This window comes from Klebsiella sp. X1-16S-Nf21, assembly GCF_002837615.1.
GTDB classification, from domain to species: Bacteria; Pseudomonadota; Gammaproteobacteria; order Enterobacterales; family Enterobacteriaceae; genus Klebsiella; species Klebsiella variicola.
Map to the genome: position 1 here is coordinate 108,874 of NZ_PJDK01000006.1, position 14,359 is coordinate 123,232.

The 14,359-nt window shown below is 57.4% G+C and carries 22 protein-coding genes and 1 tRNA gene; 3 read left to right on the plus strand and 20 right to left on the minus strand.

Annotation, left to right across the window (positions count from 1 at the left end):
• Positions 1–87 precede the first annotated feature (87 nt).
• The gene (locus CW267_RS05035) at positions 88–1,233 is read left to right on the plus strand and encodes a porin (RefSeq protein ID WP_008805466.1); all 1,146 of its coding nucleotides are present in this window, start codon (positions 88–90) and stop codon (positions 1,231–1,233) included.
• 107 nt (positions 1,234–1,340) lie between these two features.
• Here the strand turns inward: CW267_RS05035 and mnmH are convergent, their stop codons facing one another.
• The 6 genes from mnmH to ppiB all read right to left on the minus strand — a co-directional run bounded on the left by mnmH (position 1,341) and on the right by ppiB (position 5,865).
• Complete coding sequence (gene mnmH, locus CW267_RS05040) at positions 1,341–2,417, minus strand: tRNA 2-selenouridine(34) synthase MnmH (RefSeq protein WP_032732629.1); 1,077 nt, start codon at positions 2,415–2,417, stop codon at positions 1,341–1,343.
• 111 nt (positions 2,418–2,528) lie between these two features.
• Positions 2,529–3,596, minus strand: a complete 1,068-nt coding sequence (gene purK, locus CW267_RS05045) for a 5-(carboxyamino)imidazole ribonucleotide synthase (RefSeq protein ID WP_008805468.1) — start codon at positions 3,594–3,596, stop codon at positions 2,529–2,531.
• Complete coding sequence (purE, locus tag CW267_RS05050) at positions 3,593–4,102, minus strand: 5-(carboxyamino)imidazole ribonucleotide mutase (RefSeq protein WP_004151322.1); 510 nt, start codon at positions 4,100–4,102, stop codon at positions 3,593–3,595. The genes purK and purE overlap by 4 nt, the downstream gene beginning before the upstream one ends.
• A gap of 96 nt (positions 4,103–4,198) precedes the next feature.
• Positions 4,199–4,537, minus strand: a complete 339-nt coding sequence (locus tag CW267_RS05060; protein ID WP_023297147.1) for a hypothetical protein — start codon at positions 4,535–4,537, stop codon at positions 4,199–4,201.
• A gap of 107 nt (positions 4,538–4,644) precedes the next feature.
• Positions 4,645–5,367 (minus strand): UDP-2,3-diacylglucosamine diphosphatase, encoded by a 723-nt coding sequence (lpxH, locus tag CW267_RS05065; RefSeq protein ID WP_043875725.1) that lies wholly within the window; start codon positions 5,365–5,367, stop codon positions 4,645–4,647.
• 3 nt (positions 5,368–5,370) lie between these two features.
• On the minus strand, positions 5,371–5,865 hold the full coding sequence (ppiB, locus tag CW267_RS05070) for a peptidylprolyl isomerase B (RefSeq protein ID WP_008805471.1): 495 nt from the start codon (positions 5,863–5,865) through the stop codon (positions 5,371–5,373).
• Between the two features lie 175 nt (positions 5,866–6,040).
• Here ppiB and cysS point away from each other — a divergent pair, with 175 nt between their 5' ends.
• The gene (gene cysS, locus CW267_RS05075) at positions 6,041–7,426 is read left to right on the plus strand and encodes a cysteine--tRNA ligase (RefSeq protein ID WP_023297148.1); all 1,386 of its coding nucleotides are present in this window, start codon (positions 6,041–6,043) and stop codon (positions 7,424–7,426) included.
• Positions 7,427–7,471: 45 nt separating this feature from the next.
• Here cysS and ybcJ read toward each other — a convergent pair whose 3' ends face one another.
• Together ybcJ and folD are read right to left on the minus strand one after the other, a co-directional pair.
• Positions 7,472–7,684 (minus strand): ribosome-associated protein YbcJ, encoded by a 213-nt coding sequence (gene ybcJ / locus CW267_RS05080; RefSeq protein ID WP_004143016.1) that lies wholly within the window; start codon positions 7,682–7,684, stop codon positions 7,472–7,474.
• Between the two features lies 1 nt (position 7,685).
• Positions 7,686–8,552, minus strand: a complete 867-nt coding sequence (gene folD / locus CW267_RS05085) for a bifunctional methylenetetrahydrofolate dehydrogenase/methenyltetrahydrofolate cyclohydrolase FolD (RefSeq protein WP_004143017.1) — start codon at positions 8,550–8,552, stop codon at positions 7,686–7,688.
• A 339-nt stretch (positions 8,553–8,891) separates the two neighbouring features.
• On the opposite strand from folD, the gene CW267_RS05095 reads away from it, so the two are divergent.
• Positions 8,892–8,968, plus strand: a tRNA-Arg gene (locus CW267_RS05095).
• A gap of 15 nt (positions 8,969–8,983) precedes the next feature.
• On the opposite strand, the gene CW267_RS31210 is transcribed toward CW267_RS05095, so the two are convergent.
• The 12 genes from CW267_RS31210 to CW267_RS05155 all read right to left on the minus strand — a co-directional run.
• Positions 8,984–10,141: a tyrosine-type recombinase/integrase gene (locus tag CW267_RS31210; RefSeq protein WP_227521828.1), complete on the minus strand. Its 1,158-nt coding sequence runs from the start codon at positions 10,139–10,141 to the stop codon at positions 8,984–8,986.
• On the minus strand, positions 10,024–10,359 hold the full coding sequence (locus CW267_RS05105) for a helix-turn-helix domain-containing protein (RefSeq protein WP_004151317.1): 336 nt from the start codon (positions 10,357–10,359) through the stop codon (positions 10,024–10,026). The genes CW267_RS31210 and CW267_RS05105 overlap by 118 nt, the downstream gene beginning before the upstream one ends.
• A 1-nt stretch (position 10,360) precedes the next feature.
• Positions 10,361–10,579, minus strand: coding sequence for a TraR/DksA family transcriptional regulator (locus tag CW267_RS05110; protein ID WP_100781111.1), 219 nt, complete (start codon positions 10,577–10,579; stop codon positions 10,361–10,363).
• Complete coding sequence (locus CW267_RS05115) at positions 10,576–10,803, minus strand: hypothetical protein (RefSeq protein WP_048333099.1); 228 nt, start codon at positions 10,801–10,803, stop codon at positions 10,576–10,578. The genes CW267_RS05110 and CW267_RS05115 overlap by 4 nt, the downstream gene beginning before the upstream one ends.
• Positions 10,800–11,000 (minus strand): hypothetical protein, encoded by a 201-nt coding sequence (locus tag CW267_RS05120; protein ID WP_046659701.1) that lies wholly within the window; start codon positions 10,998–11,000, stop codon positions 10,800–10,802. The genes CW267_RS05115 and CW267_RS05120 overlap by 4 nt, the downstream gene beginning before the upstream one ends.
• Positions 10,997–11,221: a hypothetical protein gene (locus tag CW267_RS05125; protein ID WP_023283319.1), complete on the minus strand. Its 225-nt coding sequence runs from the start codon at positions 11,219–11,221 to the stop codon at positions 10,997–10,999. The genes CW267_RS05120 and CW267_RS05125 overlap by 4 nt, the downstream gene beginning before the upstream one ends.
• The gene (locus tag CW267_RS05130; RefSeq protein WP_023283320.1) at positions 11,218–11,439 is read right to left on the minus strand and encodes a hypothetical protein; all 222 of its coding nucleotides are present in this window, start codon (positions 11,437–11,439) and stop codon (positions 11,218–11,220) included. Before CW267_RS05130 ends, CW267_RS05125 begins: the two co-directional genes overlap by 4 nt.
• Positions 11,436–12,488: a DNA cytosine methyltransferase gene (locus tag CW267_RS05135; RefSeq protein WP_100781110.1), complete on the minus strand. Its 1,053-nt coding sequence runs from the start codon at positions 12,486–12,488 to the stop codon at positions 11,436–11,438. Before CW267_RS05135 ends, CW267_RS05130 begins: the two co-directional genes overlap by 4 nt.
• On the minus strand, positions 12,485–13,141 hold the full coding sequence (locus CW267_RS05140) for an MT-A70 family methyltransferase (RefSeq protein WP_100781109.1): 657 nt from the start codon (positions 13,139–13,141) through the stop codon (positions 12,485–12,487). The genes CW267_RS05135 and CW267_RS05140 overlap by 4 nt, the downstream gene beginning before the upstream one ends.
• On the minus strand, positions 13,138–13,296 hold the full coding sequence (locus tag CW267_RS05145) for a DUF1317 family protein (protein WP_023283323.1): 159 nt from the start codon (positions 13,294–13,296) through the stop codon (positions 13,138–13,140). The genes CW267_RS05140 and CW267_RS05145 overlap by 4 nt, the downstream gene beginning before the upstream one ends.
• Positions 13,293–13,973, minus strand: a complete 681-nt coding sequence (locus tag CW267_RS05150; protein WP_100781108.1) for a lambda exonuclease family protein — start codon at positions 13,971–13,973, stop codon at positions 13,293–13,295. Before CW267_RS05150 ends, CW267_RS05145 begins: the two co-directional genes overlap by 4 nt.
• Positions 13,970–14,359: recombinase RecT (locus tag CW267_RS05155; protein ID WP_206054879.1), on the minus strand; the 390-nt coding region annotated here is incomplete at its 5' end. The genes CW267_RS05155 and CW267_RS05150, both read right to left, overlap by 4 nt.

Genomic DNA, 14,359 nt, shown 5'->3' on the forward strand with positions numbered 1-14,359 from the left:
CATTAAAAAACCGACAACACGCTGTATTGATTCGCGGTTAATATTCAGCTGGTAAATATAAGGTTGCTTATTAATCAAGGAAAAACTATGGCACATAAAATAAAAGCGCTGGCGGTCTCGATCGGCGCAACACTGGTGTTCGCTTCATTTGCTTCCCACGCGGAGATCACGCTGCTGAAACAAGATCCGCAGGCGGGCGATCCGTTAAGCCGGCTTAACTTTACCGTCGGCGGGAGTATTCGTCCGCAGTTCAACATGATGAGCGGTGATGGTGATAAAGGATCCTATAAGCGTAACGGTTTCGACGGTGGCACCCGTTTCCGCTTCGCGGCGGATTACTACCTGTTCGATGATATTAGCTGGATTAGCTACTACGAACTGGGGGTGAACATTCCGGCACTGTTTGACTGGGATAACCACTACGCGGAAGGCGCAAACAATACCACCCGCCGCATGCTGTATACCGGCCTGAAAAGCGATACCTGGGGCACGTTAACCTACGGGCAGCAGAACAGCATTTACTATGATGTGGTGGGGGTGAAAACCGATATCTGGGACTACGACATGATCGGCCAGGCCCCGGGAAACGGTATTAACGGCGATTACGATGGCTCCTATCGTTCACGTAATATGCTGAAATATAAGAAAACCGTGGGTGATGTCGATCTATACGGCTCTTATCTGTTCGAAGATAGTGAGTATCTGCCGGGCAACGGCCTGCGCTACAAGCGTAAAGGCGGCGGTTCTATTGGTGCGGACTACCACATCATGAAGGACCTGACCTGGGGTACTGCGTGGAACTACACTCGCGCCGAAATGCGCGACCCGTCAAGCGCCGACAACAAAACCTATGACCAGAACATCGTCGGTACCGCGCTGAGCTGGACCCCGGATAACTGGACCTTCTCCTTCGGCGGCGGCTGGTATCAGAACTTCCTCACCACCAAAAAAACCGATGTGCATAACTACTTCGCCGGCGACGCCTGGGGGATTGAATATTTTGCGGGCTATAAATTCCCGATCAATCAATACGCTGTTAAATCTATTCAGCCGTACTTTATGGGCGACCGCCTGCAGTACGTGAATGGCCGCAACTACCAGCGTATCGATAACGGTCTGGGGATCAGCTTCCAGCTGGATTACGGTTTCCGCGTTGACTACGAACACGTGTTTACCTCCAGCACCGACAACCTGGGGGATATGAACCTGGTGCGTCTGCGTTACGACTTCTAAGCGGTCACAACTCCCCGGTCGCGCTGCGCTACCGGGGCTATAAATCGCGCCGACCAGTAGCCCGGCTAAGGCGTTTACGCCGCAAGCCGGGACAATAGCGCATGCGATTACTTCGCCAGCCAGGCGGCGACCTCCTGCCAGTTGCCACGAAAAATAATCTTCCCGGCTTTTTTCCCCAACTGATAGCGATACATCGGGTCGTAGTATTCTTCCAGCAGCGGCACCAGCCAGGCGAAGTGCGCCTCGGTGCTGGCGGTGCGCTGCTGCTGCGCCAGCGCCTCATCGAGCCGTTCAGTCAACTGAGCAAAACGCTGCAGCCCCAGGCGACGGCGGATGGCAAACAGACCGTGATGGAGGTACTCGCCGTATGCCTGCCAGCCTTTCTCTTCGCCATACGCGGCGATAAAGTCGCGATACATGCGATCGAAATACTCTTCGCGCAGCCGTTCGAGGCGAACGTCAAATGGATCTTCCACCACCGCCAGCGGCGATTGCGCCATGCGGAGGCGCAGGCACTCCGGCAGATGGTTGGCACCGATCATATGGCCTTCATCTTCCAGCACCCAGCGGGTCTGCTGTTCGGCTTTTTTAAGCAGGCTGACCGCCAGGTGGTTTTCAAAGGTGGCCTGCGGGTGCTGATCCTGCAGGGTTCGACCGAATGAAGAACCGCGGTGATGGGCAAGCCCTTCCAGATCGATACCGTCCGGTCGCGAGCAGACCAGCTGAGTTTTGCCATTGCCGGTGCAGCCGCCAATCAGCACAATCGGGCGCTGTACCAGTTCGTCGGTGGCCTGGATCGCCGCCTGGCGTAGCGCTTTATAGCCGCCGACGATCAGGGGGTACTCCACGCCAGCGTCTTTCAGCCACTGCTGGACGATATGCGATCGCTGGCCGCCGCGGGCGCAGCACAGGTAACCGTGCGGGTAACGGGCGCACGCTTCCAGCCACGCCTGGATCCGGCTGGCGCGCAGGTCGCCATCAACCAGCTTATGGCCGAGCGCCAGCGCCGCCTCTGGCCCCTGACGCTTGTAGCAGGTGCCGACCGCGGCGCGTTCTTCATCATTCATCAGCGGCAGGTTGATCGCCGCCGGCATCGCGCTTTGGCTAAACTCCACCGGGGCGCGTACGTCAATCAGTGGCGTATCGCTGGCGAGAATGGCGCGATAATCCGTCCCATTGGTCATGGGGTATCCTCTGAAGTCAAAACAGAAATGGGCTTTACAGCAAGGGGGGGATTGTACGCGCCTCAAGGTGTGCCGGGGAAGGGGATAGATCAAATCCCCGGCACGCAGGGCCTAGCTGAGCTGCGATTGCGCCCAGAACAGGCCGCTGGTGTACTCCGGCGGCAGCAGCGGCTTGATCGCTTCCAGCGTCGCGCTCAGGCGATCGGTATCGCTGTCGGTGAGGTTCAGGTGGCCGACTTTACGACCCGGACGCACCTCTTTATCGTACCAGTGCAGGTGCACCAGCGGCAGCTTCAGCCAGTCGTAGTTGAGATCGGTGCCGATCAGGTTGATCATCACCGACGGGCTGTTGACCACCGGCGGCGGCAGCGGCAGGTCGGTAATCGCTCGCAGATGCAGTTCAAACTGGCTGATGGAGGCGCCATTTTGCGTCCAGTGGCCACTGTTGTGCACGCGCGGCGCCAGCTCGTTGATCAGCAGCCCCTCGGCGGTGACGAAGCACTCCATCGCCATCACGCCGACGTAGTTCAGCTCGTTCATGATCGCCGTCAGCATGCTTTCCGCTTGTTCCTGCTGGCGGGCATTGGCCTGCGGGAAGGCCACGCTGGCGCGCAGAATACCGTCCTGATGCAGGTTGCGGGTCAGCGGGTAGAAGACGGTGCTACCGTCATGGGCGCGGGCGCCCACCAGCGACACTTCGCCGGAGAAGTTAATCCCCTGCTCGACGATGCACTCGCCGTAGTTATCCTCCGGGAGTTGCGCGGTTTCGTCAGCGCGCAGGCGCCACTGGCCGCGGCCGTCGTAGCCGCCGACGCGACGCTTAACGATCGCCAGCTCGCCAAGGCGGGCAAACACCGCCGGCCATTCGCTTTTATCCGCCAGCAGCTGCCACGGGGCAGTGGCCAGGCCAAGCTTGTCGAACAGCTGCTTTTGCGTCAGGCGGTCGGCGATAATCGGGAAGACATCGCGGTTGACGAACGCCGGATGGCGGGCCAGCTCGCGGGTGAGGGCGGTTTCCGGCCAGCGTTCAATTTCTGCCGTGATGACGCTCTGCTGGAACGGCACCGCTTCCGGGTCGGCTTCCAGGCCGACCGGCCAGACGGCGATGCCCAGCGGCTCACCGGCCTGGCGCAGCATGCGGCCTAACTGACCGTTACCGAGCACGCATACCTGTTTCATGCCGCACCCCGCGGATCCGGGTTATCCAGCACTTCATCGGTTTGTGCCTGACGCCAGGCGCTCAGGCGCTGGTGCAGTTCGGCATCATGCTGGGCAAGGATCTGCGCGGCGAGCAGGCCAGCATTCGCTGCGCCAGCTTTGCCGATAGCCAGCGTACCGACCGGAATGCCGCGCGGCATTTGCACAATGGAGTAGAGGCTGTCGACACCGCTTAAGGCCGCGCTCTGAACCGGTACGCCGAGCACCGGCACCAGGGTTTTCGCCGCAATCATGCCCGGCAGATGCGCCGCGCCGCCTGCCCCTGCAATAATCACCTGATAACCGTGGCTCTCGGCGCTTTCAGCAAAGCTGAACAGCTTATCAGGCGTACGGTGGGCGGAGACCACTTCGACATGGTACGGAACGTTCAGGGCATCAAGGATTTCTGCGGTAAATTGCATGGTAGCCCAGTCGCTTTTGGACCCCATCACGATGGCGATACGCGCCGAATTATTGCGGGAAGACATGCGTCTTAAAACTCCTGTGGGTGTGTTTCACACTGCTTTAGAGGCCACAGAGAATAGCATGAACTGCCAGCAAGGAAAACGGTTGCGTGCGCATGGTTAGCCGTCTTTTGTCTCGTTCAGTGATGACGTCGATCGCGGCTTATTGGCCTTTATCTCATTCATGATGCAGGTGATGAGCAGCACTACCCCCCATGGGAGCATCAGGGTGCCCATCACCAGTAAATAGATTTGTACCAGCCGGCTATCGTGGGGGCGAGTACAGAGCAAATAAATGGCATAGAAATAGATGGCCCACGCCAGCATTGCACACCAGACAAACGTCAGCGTGTTGCCGATAGCGACGCCGATTAAGGCGATATAACTTACCCCTAACGGATTGAGGATCGCGATGATCGTTCCCCACATCAGCGGCTGACTCCACTTTTTTCTGTTCATGCTCGTTCCTTGAGAGTGATGTCGTGGGAGACTAGCATGCAGGACGCGGTGAAGCGCGCACCTTTACCCGGGCAAAAGACGGTTTCGGAATTGTGCTCGCGCAGGAACTAGAACGGAAAGTGGATCAGTTCGACGTCGTCCGGCGTCACCTTGACCATCGAACCTTCGCTGTGCCAGGCGCCAAGTACCACGCGCCATGCGGGTTGGCCGTTGGCCTGCAGTTCATGGACCGCCGGGCGATGGGTATGGCCGTGGATCAGCCACTGCACATGATGTCTTTCCATGACGTCAACTACCGCCTGTGGATTCACATCCATAATGTCCATTGATTTACTGCTGTTGGCGGCTTTGCTGTCGGCGCGCATGCGGGCGGCGATGCGGCGGCGGATAAACAGCGGCAGGGCCAGGAACAGACGCTGGATCCACGGGGTGTGGACTTTGGCGCGAAACGCCAGATAGCCTGGGTCATCGGTGCACAGCGTGTCGCCATGCATAATCAACACTTCACGGCCATAGAGGTCCAGTCGCTCTTCTTCGGCGAGCAGGAGCATCCCGCTCTGGCGGGCAAAGCGCTGGCCGACGAGAAAATCGCGGTTGCCGTGGATGAAGTAGCAGGGCACGCCGGCGTCGACGACGGCTTTGATTGCCGTAGCAATTTGCTGATGCAACGGGTTCGGATCGTCATCGCCGATCCACGCCTCAAACAGATCGCCAAGGATATACAGAGCGTCCGCCTGGCGGGCTTCGCCCTGTAAAAAACGCAGAAAACCGGCGGTGATCGCCGGTTCTTCTGTTTGCAGGTGCAAATCTGCAATAAAAAGTGTCGCCACGAATTACTCGCTGACGGTGACGCTTTTGATGATCACATCATCTTTCGGCACATCCTGGTGCATGCCGCTGCGGCCGGTGGCAACCGCTTTGATTTTGTCTACCACGTCCATGCCTTCAACCACTTCGGCGAAAACGCAGTAGCCCCAACCCTGCAGGCTTTCGCCAGAGAAGTTCAGGAAGTCGTTATCGGCCACGTTGATGAAGAACTGGGCGGTGGCGGAGTGCGGCGCCTGAGTACGGGCCATTGCCAGCGTACCACGGGTGTTTTTCAGGCCGTTGTTCGCTTCGTTCTGAATCGGAGATTTGGTCTCTTTTTGTTTCATGCCCGGTTCGAAACCGCCGCCCTGAATCATAAAGCCGTTGATAACACGGTGGAAAATGGTGTTGTCGTAGAAACCTTCGCGGCAGTAGTCCAGGAAGTTTTTAACTGTTTCCGGCGCTTTGTCGTCAAACGTTTTGATTACGATATCGCCATGATTGGTGTGGAAAGTAACCATTTTTGCATCCTGTTCCGATGAGTGTGGTGCCAGCACCCGATGTCGGGTGAGATATAGGGGGGTGTTATAGCATAACCGCGGGGGTCGATGCACCTTGCAATGTGTGCTGCGTCCGGTCTGAATTATGGGTATTATAGAGACTTCATTACCCACACACGTCTACACGGAATCTTCGATGTTAAAAATTTTTAATACACTGACGCGCCAGAAAGAGGAATTTAAACCTATCCATGCCGGGGAAGTCGGCATGTACGTGTGTGGTATTACCGTTTACGATCTCTGTCATATCGGCCATGGCCGTACCTTCGTCTCCTTTGACGTCGTGGCGCGCTATCTGCGTTTTCTTGGCTATAAGCTAAAGTACGTGCGCAATATCACCGATATCGACGACAAAATCATTAAGCGCGCTAATGAAAACGGCGAAAGCTTTGTCGCGCTGGTCGATCGCATGATTGCCGAAATGCACAAAGATTTTGACGCGCTGAATATTCTGCGTCCCGACAGCGAACCGCGCGCAACGCACCATATCGCGGAGATCATTGAGATCACCGAGCAGCTGATCGCTAAGGGCCATGCTTACGTGGCAGATAACGGCGACGTGATGTTTGACGTGCCGACGGACCCGAACTACGGTCTGCTGTCGCGTCAGGATCTCGATCAGCTGCAGGCGGGGGCGCGCGTCGACGTGGTTGATGTCAAGCGGAATCCGATGGACTTTGTCCTGTGGAAGATGTCGAAAGAGGGCGAGCCAAGCTGGCCGTCGCCGTGGGGCGCGGGTCGTCCGGGCTGGCATATCGAGTGCTCGGCGATGAACTGCAAGCAGCTCGGCAACCACTTCGATATTCACGGCGGTGGTTCGGATCTGATGTTCCCGCATCATGAAAACGAAATCGCCCAGTCCACCTGCGCCCATGACGGCGAGTACGTTAACTACTGGATGCACTCCGGCATGGTGATGGTTGACCGCGAGAAGATGTCGAAATCGCTGGGTAACTTCTTTACCGTCCGCGACGTGCTGAAGTATTACGATGCGGAGACGATTCGCTACTTCCTGATGTCCGGCCACTATCGCAGCCAGCTGAACTACAGCGAAGAGAACCTCAAGCAGGCGCGTTCGGCGCTGGAGCGTCTGTACACCGCGCTGCGCGGGACGGACAAATCCGTCGACGCGGCGGGTGGCGAAGCCTTCGAAGCACGCTTTATCGAGGCGATGGACGACGACTTCAACACCCCGGAAGCCTACTCGGTGCTGTTCGATATGGCGCGTGAAGTGAACCGTCTGAAAACCGAGGACGCGGCCGCGGCGAACGCCATGGCGGCCCACCTGCGTAAGCTTGCCTCGGTGCTGGGTCTGCTGGAGCAGGAGCCGGAGGCGTTCCTGCAGAGCGGCGCGCAGGTTGACGACGCGGAAGTGGCGGAGATCGAATCGCTCATCCAGCAGCGTCTGGACGCGCGTAAAGCGAAAGACTGGGCGGCGGCGGATGCGGCGCGTGACCGTCTCAACGAGATGGGCATTGTGCTGGAAGATGGCCCGCAGGGCACCACCTGGCGCCGGAAGTAAGCCATAAAAAAACGCCCGCAAAAGCGGGCGTTTTTCTTTTCGCTGTCAGGCCGTGACGGTGACGCTCTGGCCTTCAAAGCTCACCGTCTGACCGGCGACGATTTTGCAGCGTTTGCGGGTTTCCACCGCGCCGTCAACTTTCACCAGCCCGTCAGCGATAGCGATTTTCGCCTGGGCGCCGCTTTCGCTCCAGCCTTCCAGCTTCAGCAGATCGCACAGCTCAACGTGCGGGTGTTTACCTAAGGAAAATGTCGCCATCTCAGGCCTCCTCAACGTCGTGATACTCTTCGCACGCCTGCAGCGTGTTCTGAATCAGGGTGGCGACGGTCATCGGGCCAACGCCGCCGGGAACCGGGGTGATGTAGGATGCGCGTTCGGCGGCGTCTTCATACACCACGTCGCCGACCACTTTGCCGCTTTCCAGACGGTTAATGCCGACATCGACCACAATCGCCCCTTCTTTAATCCACTCGCCAGGAATAAAGCCCGGTTTACCTACTGCAACGATCAGCAGGTCGGCGTTTTCGACGTGATGGCGCAGGTTTTTGGTAAAGCGGTGGGTCACGGTGGTGGTGCAGCCGGCCAGCAGCAGCTCCATGCTCATCGGGCGACCGACGATATTGGACGCGCCAATGACCACCGCATTGAGGCCGTAGGTGTCGATATTGTAGCGTTCCAGCAAGGTCACGATACCGCGCGGAGTGCACGGACGCAGGCGCGGCGCCCGCTGGCACAGGCGGCCAACGTTGTAGGGATGGAAGCCGTCGACGTCTTTATCCGGCGCGATGCGCTCGAGTACTTTGACGTTGTCGATCCCTGCGGGGAGGGGCAGCTGAACCAGAATACCGTCGATGGTCTTATCGGCATTCAGGGTGTCGATAAGCTCCAGCAGCTCGGCTTCGCTGGTGGTTTCCGGGAGATCGTAAGAGCGGGAGACGAAGCCCACTTCTTCACATGCTTTGCGCTTGCTGCCGACATAAATCTGCGAGGCCGGGTTGCTACCGACCAGCACGACGGCCAGCCCAGGGGCGCGTTTTCCGGCCGCAACGCGAGCCTTCACTTTTTCCGCAACCTCAGAGCGTACCTGCTGCGCAATCGTTTTACCGTCAATAATTTTTGCTGCCATCAGAGAGAGGATTCCATCTGTATCTTTACGAAAGGGGGATGAGGATATTTTGTCAGAAGCGGGCCTCGCTGTCAGTCCTCGTTTGCTGTTTTATCCTGTCTGCGGTGAATTTAGCCTGTTTTGACCCTGTTAAGTCCAGGGTCATTGGTGTGTTGCGCCTGGCCACTAAGTGAATTTTCGCGCGCATGAGCTCCGGTGGTATGCTTCTTGTACAGTTGCTGAGGGATATTTCGCCAGCATCGTATAAGCCCCGCAGTTTCCTGGCAAAATGGATTGACTCAACGGACGTGGACCGTATAATTCCAGGCGTTTCACTCCGCGAAGCACTCGCTTCTCAGGGCGCCCTTAGCTCAGCTGGATAGAGCAACGGCCTTCTAAGCCGTAGGTCACAGGTTCGAATCCTGTAGGGCGTGCCATTAAGAAACAATAACTTACGCCAGTTTTAAGCCAGCCTGATTTCCTCCTTGTGTCGTATTTGTGTCGCTAGCGCCAAAAATGGCGTCAATTTTCCGTGCGTGTTCGGTCAGGTGGTTCGGCGCCAGGTGAGCATAACGACGCACCATCTCGATGCTCTCCCATCCTCCCATTTCCTGCAGTACAGAAAGCGGGACTCCGGACTGAATTAGCCAGCTCGCCCAGGTGTGCCGGAGGTCGTGAAAACGGAAATCCTCGATCCCCGCTTTTTTCAACCCGGCGCGCCAGGCGTTATTGTCATCCACCCGCATTTTTCTAACCGCGGGCGTCAGTGTTCCATCAGGGCGATGCTTTGCCGTCGTGTGAACAAACACCCATCGGGAATGCTTCCCTATCTGATCCCTTAATACCCTGCATGCGGTATCATTCAGAGCTACGCCAATCGCCTTGCCCGCTTTTGCGTTCTCCGGATTTACCCATGCAACCTTTCTCTGCATATCGACCTGCTGCCACTCAAGCCCGATGATGTTTGAGCGGCGCAGGCCGGTTGCCAGTGCAAATATCACCACTGGCTTAATGCTCTCCGGCATGCACTCGATCAACCGCTCAGCTTCTTCTCTGGTCAGCCACCGTATCCGCTTACTGATCGGCTTGCGGGTTTTGATAACAGGAGCTGTTTTTATCCAGCCCCAGTCATTCGCCGCGGCCCTGAGAAGGGAACGAATGAAGGAAAGGTGTTGCGCCTTCGTAGCCTGCGAAACCTGCCGTGGTTTGTATTCCGGAACAGGCTTATCCTTCCTCACCGCGGCATCACGTTTACTCTCCCACACCTGCAGGTGCTTACGGTTGATCATCCCGTTAACGGCTTCGTGAACTTCCTCCGCCGTTATCTTCGAGACATCACGGCCGGAAAAATGCTGCAGCCAAAACTCAATTTTGGTTTTGTCATCATCCAGCGATCGCTTATGGTCCTTTTCCCGCAGCCACCGGATGCAGCACTCTTCGAAGGTTCTGACGGGCAGGTCGCCGATCTGGTCAACCCGCCACGCTTCCGCCTTCAGCTTGTCGTGGAGCTCCTGAGCCTGCTTTTTGTCCCCCGTGCCAAGAGATCGCCTAACTCTTTTTCCTGACGGCGTAAAGAAATGACAGTGCCACACGCCGCCCCTGAGGGTGATTGACATAAAACTTCTCCTTTATGTTCACCCGCGTTCGCGATGACAGGATCGCGCGGGGTTTTCAAATATGCAATACACGCCGCCTCAGTAGTTCTGTACTTGTTGCCGACCTTGCGGCCGGCGAGCTCCCCAGACTCAATCAGGCGGTAGATCACCCGCGCAGACACGATGAGCAAATCGGCGGCCTGCTGTGCTGTTATCGGTTTGTCAGATGCCATATCACCTCCGATGCTTACCGCGTAATTCCTCTTCTTCCTGACAGTCAGCGCAGCGCTGACAGCCCGCCACCAGTTCCCGGCGCCGCTCGGGTATCTCTTCCCCGCAGTCGCGGCAGTGAGTAGCCGACACCGTCGCATGGTTGATGCGCATGTTCTGGATGGTCATTTCCAGCCGGCGCTCTGCCAGCTCGTTGGCCTGATCGATGATTTCTGAGCTCATAACTTCACCCATCCTTTACCTTTCACATGGGCAATCACCCCCAATTTACGCAAGGCCTGTAATCGGCGGTCGAGGATGCGGAACGGCTCTTTTTTATCCCCTTCATCCCTCGCTATATCGACGCACTCAGCCCCTACGTCACCAGAGAACAGGCGGCTGAATGGAGAGGGTGTCTCGCTAAGCTTGCTCATTATCGCGATATCAAGATTTACGTATTTGCTCATGCTGCACCGCCTTGCCAGTCGACCAAAAATGAACAGTCTTTTTTATGCTCGTTACAAGACCAGATCACTTCGTCGTCACCACGGAAAACATTTACTTCCACCGTGGTTTTAAACTTCGCAACTGCACCGCACTTGCATTTGGCAGAGGTATTTTTGCTTTTGGCGGCAACACTGCCGACTCTTGGGTATTTGCTCATGCTGCACCTGCCTTGTCTTCATCCATTTTCCAGGCCGTGGCGAGAGCGCCAGCCACCTGGTGGAAGCTATGTTTTACTGCCACCTTCCCATGGCCGCCGGTTGGCGAAACCAGTTCGATTGTGGTCAGCTCTCCGCCGCTTTCAGCGTCCGGGTAAAACTGGGCTACGTCGTTGGTTTCGACGATTACAGACCCGGATGGGGTATACATTTTCAGCTTCATGATTCCACTCCGTAGCGGCCGCTCAGCCGCCCAATAACACTGACAAATTTCACCAGGCTGACACCCATCGGCTTTACCTTCTCGTAGTGCTTGCGAAGGATGGGGGGGCATACAGCGTTCCACTTCGGTTTAGGCTTTACGCTCATCGCTTTGGTTATCTCTTCTGCGCAGCGACGAGCCTGGGCGCGGAGAGCGTTTTCTTTTTCTTCTGGCGTCATGCGACCCCCATATAAGCTCGAATGAAAGCCGCAGCTGCCTGTGCGTTTATGGCGTTGCCGTAACCCTTCAGGCGGCCGACGCGGTTGCTGCTTGCCACTCTTGCCACCCCGGGCTCGACTCGTCCCAGGCGTGCGGCAGCCTCATCAACCAGCGGGAATGTGCCGGGTTCAACTGGACGCCATTTGCCATCTCGACAAAAGAGCCAGTCCGCATCTCGCCAAAAACCGTTAACCTCAAGGGCCCGCAGGTGAACGCCTGGCGCGGCAGCTGGTCCAGTCGTTCCTTCCCGTCCCGCTGCGCCGTCATTCCCGCTGAGTCCTTCCAGTCGCGTGACGTTGGAGTTACCCAACCCGTCAGTAGAACGGTTCCCGGTAATTTCAGGCAGACTTTGGGAGTACCGTCCGGGTTCTTTCCGCTGTAGCAATGGGTCGACCCCGTCGCGTCGTTCGCGAGCGGAGTTTGCCAGCCAGATAATTTCACCGCTCCGGACAGGTTCTGCAGTCCGCGCTTCGTTTCTGGCTGTGGATTCGTATTGCAGGTTGGCGTCGGCCACCCAGTAGGCCCGCTCTCGCTCGTTCGGCGCCCCGACACCCGCAGCCGGGAACGGCGTAAGCCCGAAGGCGTAGCCCATTCTTTCCACGTCATTTTGTACAAGGTCGAACCATGGATCCGCACGACCACCTGCAACTTGCTCGCCAGCGATGCGCTGAGGTCGGCACTGCTTGATAAGCCAGCCAAAGGCTGGCCACAAATGTCTGTCGTCACCAAACCCAGCGCCTTTGCCAGTCGAGGAGAAAGGCTGGCATGGGCAACTTCCTGTCCAAATCGGTCTGTTATCCGGCCATCCGGCCAGACGCAGAGCATATGACCATCCACCAATCCCGGCGAAAAAGTGGCACTGGGTAAATCCTCTGAGGTCGTCAGGTGTGACATCTTCAATACTCCGTTCGTCAACTTCGCCCGGGGCGATATGCCCGGCGGCTATGAGGTTACGCAGCCACTGCGCCGCGAATGGGTCAATCTCGTTGTAGTAAGCTGCCGCGCTCATGCTGCCTCCGTCTTAACAACGTCGATGGCGCATCCGGGGATCAGCTCAACGGAAGCGGTGGTGCACTGGTTGCCCCAGTGGCTCCAGCCTGGCGCACCGCTGCGGCTGAAAAGCTCAATCCGAGGCACGTCGCCGTAGAGCAGCTCCAGACGGTGGCGAACTTCCCACGGTTTCTCGCTGTGCGCGCCGAGTGGGCTGTAGACCACCTGCTTAATGCCGGCGTGCTTGCGTTCCAGACCGGCGCCGCGGGTGGCGATCAGCACGTCTTCGGTATTGGCGCGGGTATGGTTGCCACCGTTCATGCGCGTCTCGGCATTCAGCAGGTCGAGGAAGTCGTAAAAGTCTGCAACCTCTCCCTCTGCCAGAGCCTTGGTAATGCGCAGCTCGGCCAGCTGGTTGAACTTCACCCAGGTGAAACCCTTCATTGTGCGCACCGTAAAGCCCCAGGCCTCGGCCAGCTCGATCGCCTCCTGGTTGTGGGTGCCGGTGTACCACATCGCCAGCACAGCGTTATCCGCGGCGAGCTCCCATACCGGGAGCCGCTTCATATCGAGCAAGCTCATGGTGGGGTAGTGATCGACGGCGGCGCCGTTGCTGATCGTGTTCCCGTAAGACCAGGCCGGGTCAGCATAGATAAGTGAGTAGCGGTTCATTGCGCACCTCTTTTCGTGTCCAGCTCTTCAGCCAGCCGCTGAGCCTTTAACGGGTTTCTTACCACTTCACCAGATGGCATTAGCCAGCCACGATGAAGGACGGAGTACATGCACTTCACTTTCCCTACGGTTATGGCGTCGCGGTAATGTTTCATTTCCACTGCTCCCCGAAGGTGAAACCGATCTCCGACAGCGATTCATCCATCTTGCTGATGAACTCCGGCACCATTTCGTTGAAGTCGGACATGTATTTGTCGTCGCGCTCAACAACCACGTGGTGAATGCCTTCTCGCTTCATGCGAGGGTCATAATTTGCGAAATACCAGGCATCCTTCCCGGTTACCCACATGCTGAATTGCACCTGGGCCATGTAGGCGGATTTGATAGCCTCGAAGCCGCCAAGCCGGAATTTCATGAAGTCGCGAGAGGTGAAAGGACACTTCAGCTCAAGGCCGCGGCCATCACTGCACAGGCCATCAGGTGAGCAGGCGGTGCGCATGCCTTCGTCACGAAAGAGGATTGGCGACTCGGTTACCTGCACGTCGGTGGTGAACTCAAACAAGGTGCGAGCGTCTGCCTCGTACTGTTTTCCCCATGCCAGCGCCTTGGCGTTAACTTCCGGCGCCGCGCCGGTGCATACCTCTGCGAGCAGCGTGTGGAAATAAGACATTTTCATGTCAGTCCACTTGGTGCCTGATCTCGGCTTCGAAATGACGTTATGGACTTCCGAGGCGGTGATCACGCCCAGGCGTAAGCGGTGCCAGGATTCATCACCCTGTTCAACGCCGGTAACGTCAATGCCAGTGCGTGCAAGGATAATTTCTGGTGTCATGCTGCCACCTGCGCTTTTTTCTGGAGGAAGCTAAAGCCTTTCTGCGCTTCTTCTTCGGTGAGCTGTGATGCCTGGAAAATGTCACGCTTGAAGATGTTGCTGCACAGAGGCAGGAAGTCCTGCTCCCAGTCCTTATTCAGGGACGTCAGGAGGTCGGTAATTGCCTGCAGCGTTTCCTCACTGGCCACCAGGGGGAGCGCCTCTGTCGTGGTTCGCGGCGTTACGTCACGCGCATCCACTTCCAGCGTTTTACCTTCCATCTCTTCGGCAGTGGGCTGCTGGCCAATTTCAGGCCATGCCTTACGCAGAGCCTGAGCCTCAGCACACTTCGCCAGCTGGCCATAAGGTCGCTTTTTCCACATAGCATTTGGCGCGGTAGTGTCGCG

Bases quoted from the DNA above. Each gene is read 5' to 3' on its own strand.
- CW267_RS05115 (WP_048333099.1), bottom strand. From the start codon at position 10,803: ATGAGCAAATACGTAAATCTTGATATCGCGATAATGAGCAAGCTTAGC.
- CW267_RS05130 (WP_023283320.1), bottom strand. From the start codon at position 11,439: ATGACGCCAGAAGAAAAAGAAAACGCTCTCCGCGCCCAGGCTCGTCGC.
- CW267_RS05035 (WP_008805466.1), top strand. From the start codon at position 88: ATGGCACATAAAATAAAAGCGCTGGCGGTCTCGATCGGCGCAACACTG.
- CW267_RS05145 (WP_023283323.1), bottom strand. From the start codon at position 13,296: ATGAAACATTACCGCGACGCCATAACCGTAGGGAAAGTGAAGTGCATG.
- ppiB (WP_008805471.1), bottom strand. From the start codon at position 5,865: ATGGTTACTTTCCACACCAATCATGGCGATATCGTAATCAAAACGTTT.
- CW267_RS05125 (WP_023283319.1), bottom strand. From the start codon at position 11,221: ATGAAGCTGAAAATGTATACCCCATCCGGGTCTGTAATCGTCGAAACC.
- CW267_RS05140 (WP_100781109.1), bottom strand. From the start codon at position 13,141: ATGAACCGCTACTCACTTATCTATGCTGACCCGGCCTGGTCTTACGGG.
- CW267_RS05135 (WP_100781110.1), bottom strand. From the start codon at position 12,488: ATGAGCGCGGCAGCTTACTACAACGAGATTGACCCATTCGCGGCGCAG.
- folD (WP_004143017.1), bottom strand. From the start codon at position 8,552: ATGGCAGCAAAAATTATTGACGGTAAAACGATTGCGCAGCAGGTACGC.
- CW267_RS05105 (WP_004151317.1), bottom strand. From the start codon at position 10,359: ATGGCATCTGACAAACCGATAACAGCACAGCAGGCCGCCGATTTGCTC.
- mnmH (WP_032732629.1), bottom strand. From the start codon at position 2,417: ATGACCAATGGGACGGATTATCGCGCCATTCTCGCCAGCGATACGCCA.
- CW267_RS05110 (WP_100781111.1), bottom strand. From the start codon at position 10,579: ATGAGCTCAGAAATCATCGATCAGGCCAACGAGCTGGCAGAGCGCCGG.
- CW267_RS05150 (WP_100781108.1), bottom strand. From the start codon at position 13,973: ATGACACCAGAAATTATCCTTGCACGCACTGGCATTGACGTTACCGGC.
- cysS (WP_023297148.1), top strand. From the start codon at position 6,041: ATGTTAAAAATTTTTAATACACTGACGCGCCAGAAAGAGGAATTTAAA.
- purE (WP_004151322.1), bottom strand. From the start codon at position 4,102: ATGTCTTCCCGCAATAATTCGGCGCGTATCGCCATCGTGATGGGGTCC.
- CW267_RS05060 (WP_023297147.1), bottom strand. From the start codon at position 4,537: ATGAACAGAAAAAAGTGGAGTCAGCCGCTGATGTGGGGAACGATCATC.
- CW267_RS05120 (WP_046659701.1), bottom strand. From the start codon at position 11,000: ATGAGCAAATACCCAAGAGTCGGCAGTGTTGCCGCCAAAAGCAAAAAT.
- ybcJ (WP_004143016.1), bottom strand. From the start codon at position 7,684: ATGGCGACATTTTCCTTAGGTAAACACCCGCACGTTGAGCTGTGCGAT.
- purK (WP_008805468.1), bottom strand. From the start codon at position 3,596: ATGAAACAGGTATGCGTGCTCGGTAACGGTCAGTTAGGCCGCATGCTG.